1 protein-coding gene is annotated in these 5,929 nt (G+C 66.5%); it reads left to right on the plus strand.

Annotated features, from left to right (window positions below):
* On the plus strand, nucleotides 1-5,929 hold a 5,929-nt coding region (locus tag ACGFNP_RS60995), incomplete at both ends, for an amino acid adenylation domain-containing protein (protein WP_393334379.1).

Consider the following 5,929-nt stretch of genomic DNA (forward strand, 5'->3'; position numbering starts at 1 on the left):
GCGTGGCGGCCGGACGGCCAGCTCGACTTCCTGGGCCGTACCGATCATCAGGTGAAGATTCGCGGGCATCGCATCGAACCGGGTGAGATCCAGCATGCGCTGACCGGCCATCCGAACATCGCCGCCGCCCTCGTCACTGCGTTCGGGCAGGACGCTGACCACCGGTTGGTCGCCTACCTGGTCCCGGCCGGTGCGGACGCGAGCGTCCCCACCGCCGATGAGCTGCGGTCCTACCTGGCCGCCGGTCTGCCGGACTACATGATCCCATCGGTGTTCGTCGAACTGGCCGCCTTCCCGCTGTCACCGAACGGGAAGATCGACCGTGCCGCGCTGCCTGCGCCGGATGGCAGCCGGCCTGAGCTCGCCGGCGGCTATCAAGCGCCGGTGACTACGACGGAGCATTTGCTGGCGGGCATCTGGGCCGACCTGCTCGGCGTGGATCAGGTCGGGGTCCGGGACAACTTCTTCGATCTGGGCGGGCATTCTCTGTTGGCCACCCAGGTCGCCTCCCGCGTTCGAGCGGTTCTCGGGGTGGATCTTCCTCTGGCGGCGCTGTTCGATCACCCCACCATCCATGAATTGGTTCCCCTGCTCAGCGGGGGGCCGGACGACGTCGCCCGGCCGCCGGTTCTGCCCGTTTCGCGCGAGCAGGCGTTGCCGCTGTCGTTCGCGCAGCAGCGGTTGTGGTTCCTGGCCCAGCTGGAGCCTGACTCGGTCGAGTACAACAATCCGACCTCCATCCCGCTGCCCGGCGACCTCGACATCGCTGTCCTGCGGGCCGCCCTCACCGCGCTGGTGGAGCGGCATGAAGTGCTGCGGACCCGGCTGGTGGCGGGCGCTGACGGCGTGCCGCACCAGGTCATCGATCCAGCGGCGGAGTTCCGGCTGCCGCTGGTCGATCTATCCGATCACCCTGCCCCGCATCTCGCCGCTCAAGATCTCATCGCCATGGACACGGCGACGCCGTTCGATCTGGCGGCCGGTCCGCTGCTGCGCGGCAGCCTGATCCGGATCAGCGACCAGGAGCACATCCTGGCCCTGTGCATGCATCACGTCATCTCCGATGAGTGGTCGTCCAAGATCTTCCACCGGGAGTTCGCCGCTCTGTACGACGCTTTCCAGGCTGGTCGGCCTTCTCCGCTGGTGCCTTTGGCGGTGCAGTACGCCGATTTCGCCGTGTGGCAGCGGTCCTGGCTCACCGGCGAGACATTGGAGGAGCAGCTCGGCTACTGGCGGCGGCAGCTGGCCCGGCCTTCGGTGCTGGAGTTGCCCACCGACCGGGTCCGGGCCGGTGTCCGTGACAGCGACGGGGCGGCCATCGACTTCCGTATCGACGCCGACGTCAGCCGTCGTTTGCAGGAGCTGTCCCGGCGCACCGGCGCGACGATGTTCATGACGTTGCTGGCGGCCTACACCGTGCTGCTGGGTCGCTACACCCGCCAGGATGATCTGCTGGTCGGTACGCCGGTGGCCAACCGCAATCAGGCGGAGACCGAGGATCTGATCGGGTTCTTCGTCAACACTCTGGTGTTGCGGGCTGATCTGTCGGGCGATCCGACCTTCACTGATCTGCTGCATCAGGTGCGGGCCACGGCGCTGGAGGCTTACGGTCATCAGGATCTGCCGTTCGAGCAGCTCGTCGATGAGCTGGGCGTCGAGCGTGACCGCTCCCGCACGCCGCTGTTCCAGACGTTGTTCAACTATTTCGCCATTGATGATCCGACGGCTCGGGAGCTGCAAGAGGCTACCGCTGATGGTGGTCAGCAGGCTCGGGTCGGGATTCTGGCTCAGACCGATCTTCGGATGATCTTCGCTGAGGGCAGCGACAATCTGTCGGCCACCATCGAATACAGCACTGCCCTGTTCGACCGGGTGACCATCGAGCGGTTGGTCGGTCATTTGCGGGTGTTGCTGGAGGCTGTGGGGTCTGATCCTGATCGGCCGCTGTCGGCATTGCCCATCCTGACGTCGGCTGAGTTGCAGGCGCTGCGGGAGGTCAACGCCACTGGTGTGGTGTTGCCCGAGGCCGCCGGTGTGCATGAGTTGATCGCGGCTCGGGCGGCTGCGAGCCCTGAGGCGGTCGCGGTGGCCGGGCTGAAGGGGCAGCTCAGTTATGGGGAGCTGGATGCCCGCGCGAATCAGTTGGCTCACAAGCTGATCGCACTGGGTGTGGGGCCGGAGACGACGGTGGCGTTGTGTCTGGAGCGGGGTCTTGATCTGGTGACGTCGGTTTTGGCGGTGTGGAAGGCGGGTGCCGCTTATCTGCCGCTGGATCCCAGCTATCCGACGGATCGGCTGGCCTATCTGCTGTCCGACTGTGGGGCGGGTCTCCTTCTGACCACGGAAGCGCTGCTGGAGGACCTGCCTGCCGGCCGCCTCCGCACACTGCTGGTAGACGAGCCGAGCGTGCAGGCTCTGCCTGTTACGGCTCCCTCGGTGGTGGTCGCCCCGGACCAGGCTGCTTACCTGATCTACACCTCCGGCTCCACTGGTCGTCCCAAGGGTGTGCGGGTGGCGCATCGGGGGCTGGTCAATCTGGTGGTGGCGCAGGGTGAGGCGTTCGGTGTGTCGGCGTTGTCGCGGGTGTTGCAGTTCGCTTCGCCGGGGTTCGATGCGGCGGTGTCGGAGATCGCGGTCACGTTGGCTGCTGGTGCCATGTTGGTGATCCCCAGCTCTGAGCAGCGGGTGGATGATCTGGCGGGGTTCATCCGGGAGTGGCGGGTGGACACGGCGACGTTGCCGCCGTCGCTGCTGGCCACGCTCGATCCGGCGGAGTTGCCGCCGTTGACGGTGATCAGCGCGGGTGAGCATCTCGATGCGGCGCTTGCCGAAGCCTGGGGTGGCCGGCATCGGCTGTTGAACGCTTATGGTCCGACGGAGACCACGGTGTGTGCCACCATCAGCCGCACCCCGGCCACCATCGGCGCCCCGATCGCCAACACCACGGCTCACGTCCTGGACTCCCATCTCAACCCCGTCCCCACCGGCGTGCCAGGGGACTTGTTCGTCGGTGGTGTGGGTCTGGCTCGTGGCTACCACGGTCGGCCCGCGCTGACTGCTGAGAGGTTCGTCGCCGATCCGTTCGCCGGGGATGGTTCGCGTCTTTATCGGACCGGTGACCTGGTCGCGTGGCGGCCGGATGGTCAGCTCGACTTCCTGGGCCGGACTGATCATCAGGTGAAGATTCGCGGGCATCGCATCGAGCCGGGTGAGATCCAGCATGCGCTGACCGGCCATCCGAACATCGCCGCCGCCCTGGTCACCACGTTCGCGCAGGACGCCGGCCACCGGTTGGTCGCCTACGTGGTCCCGGCCGACCCCGCCGACGGCATTCCTGCCACTGATGATCTGCGGGCTTATCTGGCGGCCGGTCTGCCGGACTACATGATCCCGTCGGTGTTCGTCGAACTGGCCGCCTTCCCGCTGTCACCGAACGGGAAGATCGATCGTTCGGCTCTGCCGGTGCCCGATGGCAGCCGGCCTGAGCTCGCCGGCGGCTATCAAGCGCCGGTGACTACGACGGAGCATTTGCTGGCCGGGATCTGGGCCGACCTGCTCGGCCTGGACCAGATCGGCGTTCACGACAACTTCTTCGATCTCGGCGGGCACTCCCTGCTCGCCACCCAGGCCATCACCCGCATCCGCACCACCTTCGGCACGGACCTGGCCCTTGCCGCCCTGTTCGACCAGCCAACCCTCAACCAGTTGGCCGCGATCATCGACAACACGGCGACCACGGACACCGCACCCCCGATCCTCCCGTACCCGCGCGACCAGGTGTTGCCCTTGTCGTTCGCTCAGCAGCGGTTGTGGTTCCTGGCCCAGCTCGATCCCGATTCCGCCGAGTACAACAGCCCCACTCCTGTCCTGCTGCCCGGTGACCTCGACGTCTCGGCCCTGCGTGCCGCGCTGACGGCGCTGGTGGAGCGGCATGAGGTGCTGCGCACCCGGCTCGTCGCCGACGGCGACGGTATCCCGCATCAGATCATCGACCCGCCGACTGATTTCGACCTGCCCGTCATCGAGGTGGCGAGCGAGCAGGAAGCACAGGCGCTGATCGCCGCCGATGCCGCCACGCCGTTCGATCTGGCGGCCGGTCCGCTGCTGCGGGCCGGCCTGATCAGGCTGAACGATCAGGTGCACATCCTGGCCTTGTGCATGCACCACGTGGTCTCCGACGAATGGTCGGCCAAGATCTTCCATCGGGAACTCACCGCCCTCTACGAGTCGTTCCGTGTCGGTCAGCCGTCCCCGCTGAAGCCGCTGGCGGTGCAGTACGCCGACTTCGCCCTGTGGCAGCGCACCTGGCTCACCGGCGACACCCTGCAAGAGCAACTCGGTTACTGGCGTCACCAGCTCGCCAACTCGCCTGTCCTCGATCTGCCCACCGACCGCTCCCGCGCGGCCATCCGGGACACCGACGGCGCAACCGTCACGTTCAATATCAGCCCCGAGACCACCGCGGCCCTGCAGGAGCTGTCCCACCGCTCCGGCGCGACGATGTTCATGACGTTGCTGGCGGCCTACACCGTGCTGCTGGGTCGCTACAGCCGTCAGGATGATCTGCTGGTCGGTACGCCGGTGGCCAACCGCAATCAGGCGGAGACCGAGGATCTGATCGGGTTCTTCGTCAACACTCTGGTGTTGCGGGCTGATCTGTCGGGCGATCCGACCTTCACTGATCTGCTGCATCAGGTGCGGGCCACGGCGCTGGAGGCTTACGGTCATCAGGATCTGCCGTTCGAGCAGCTCGTCGATGAGCTGGGTATCGAGCGTGACCGCTCCCGCACGCCGCTGTTCCAGACGGTCTTCAACTACTTCTCCGCCGACAACACGGATCAGGCGCCAACCGACCTCACTCTCGATGAGATAGCGGTCAAGTTCGACCTGATCCTCAACCTGTCAGCCTCCAGCGATACCGACCTGGCCGGTTCGGTGCAGTACAGCACTGCCTTGTTCGACCGGGTGACCATCGAGCGGTTGGTCGGTCATTTGCGGGTGTTGCTGGAGGCTGTGGGGTCTGATCCTGATCGGCCGCTGTCGGCGTTTCCCATCCTTACGTCGGCTGAGTTGCAGGCGCTGCGGGAGGTCAACGCCACTGGTGTGGTGTTGCCTGAGGTCGGTGGTGTGCATGAGTTGATCGTGGCTCGGGTGGTCGCTGATCCTGGGGCGGTCGCGGTGGCCGGGCTGGAGGGGCAGCTCAGTTATGGGGAGCTGGATGCCCGCGCGAATCAGTTGGCTCATCGGCTGATCGCGTTGGGTGTGGGGCCGGAGACGACAGTGGCGTTGTGTCTGGAGCGGGGTCTCGATCTCGTCGTGGCCGTTCTGGCGGTGTGGAAGGCGGGTGCCGCTTATCTGCCGTTGGATCCGGGCTATCCGACGGATCGGCTGGCCTATCTGCTGTCCGACAGCCAGGCGGATCTCCTGCTGACCACCGGGCCGCTGCTGCCCTCCGCGGGTGCGGACTCCCCTGTTGGTCGGCTGCGCACGCTGTTGCTGGATGAGCCGGGCGTGCAGGCGCTGCCCGTCACGGCTCCTGCGGTGGTGGTTTCCCCAGATCAGGCTGCCTATCTGATCTATACCTCTGGTTCGACTGGTCGTCCTAAGGGTGTGCGGGTGGCGCATCGGGGGCTGGTCAATCTGGTGGTGGCGCAGGGTGAGGCGTTCGGGGTGTCGGCGTCGTCTCGGGTGTTGCAGTTCGCTTCGCCGGGGTTCGATGCGGCGGTGTCGGAGATCGCGGTCACGTTGGCCGCTGGTGCGACGTTGGTGATCCCCAGTTCCGAGCAGCGGGTGGATGACCTGGCGGGCTTTATCCGGGAGTGGCGGGTGGATACGGCGACGTTGCCGCCGTCGCTGCTGGCTACGCTCGATCCGGCGGAGTTGCCGCTGTTGACGGTGATCAGCGCGGGTGAGCATCTCGATGCGGCGC

The sequence above is a fragment of the Nonomuraea sp. NPDC049269 genome (assembly GCF_043197155.1).
Taxonomy (GTDB): Bacteria; Actinomycetota; Actinomycetes; order Streptosporangiales; family Streptosporangiaceae; genus Nonomuraea.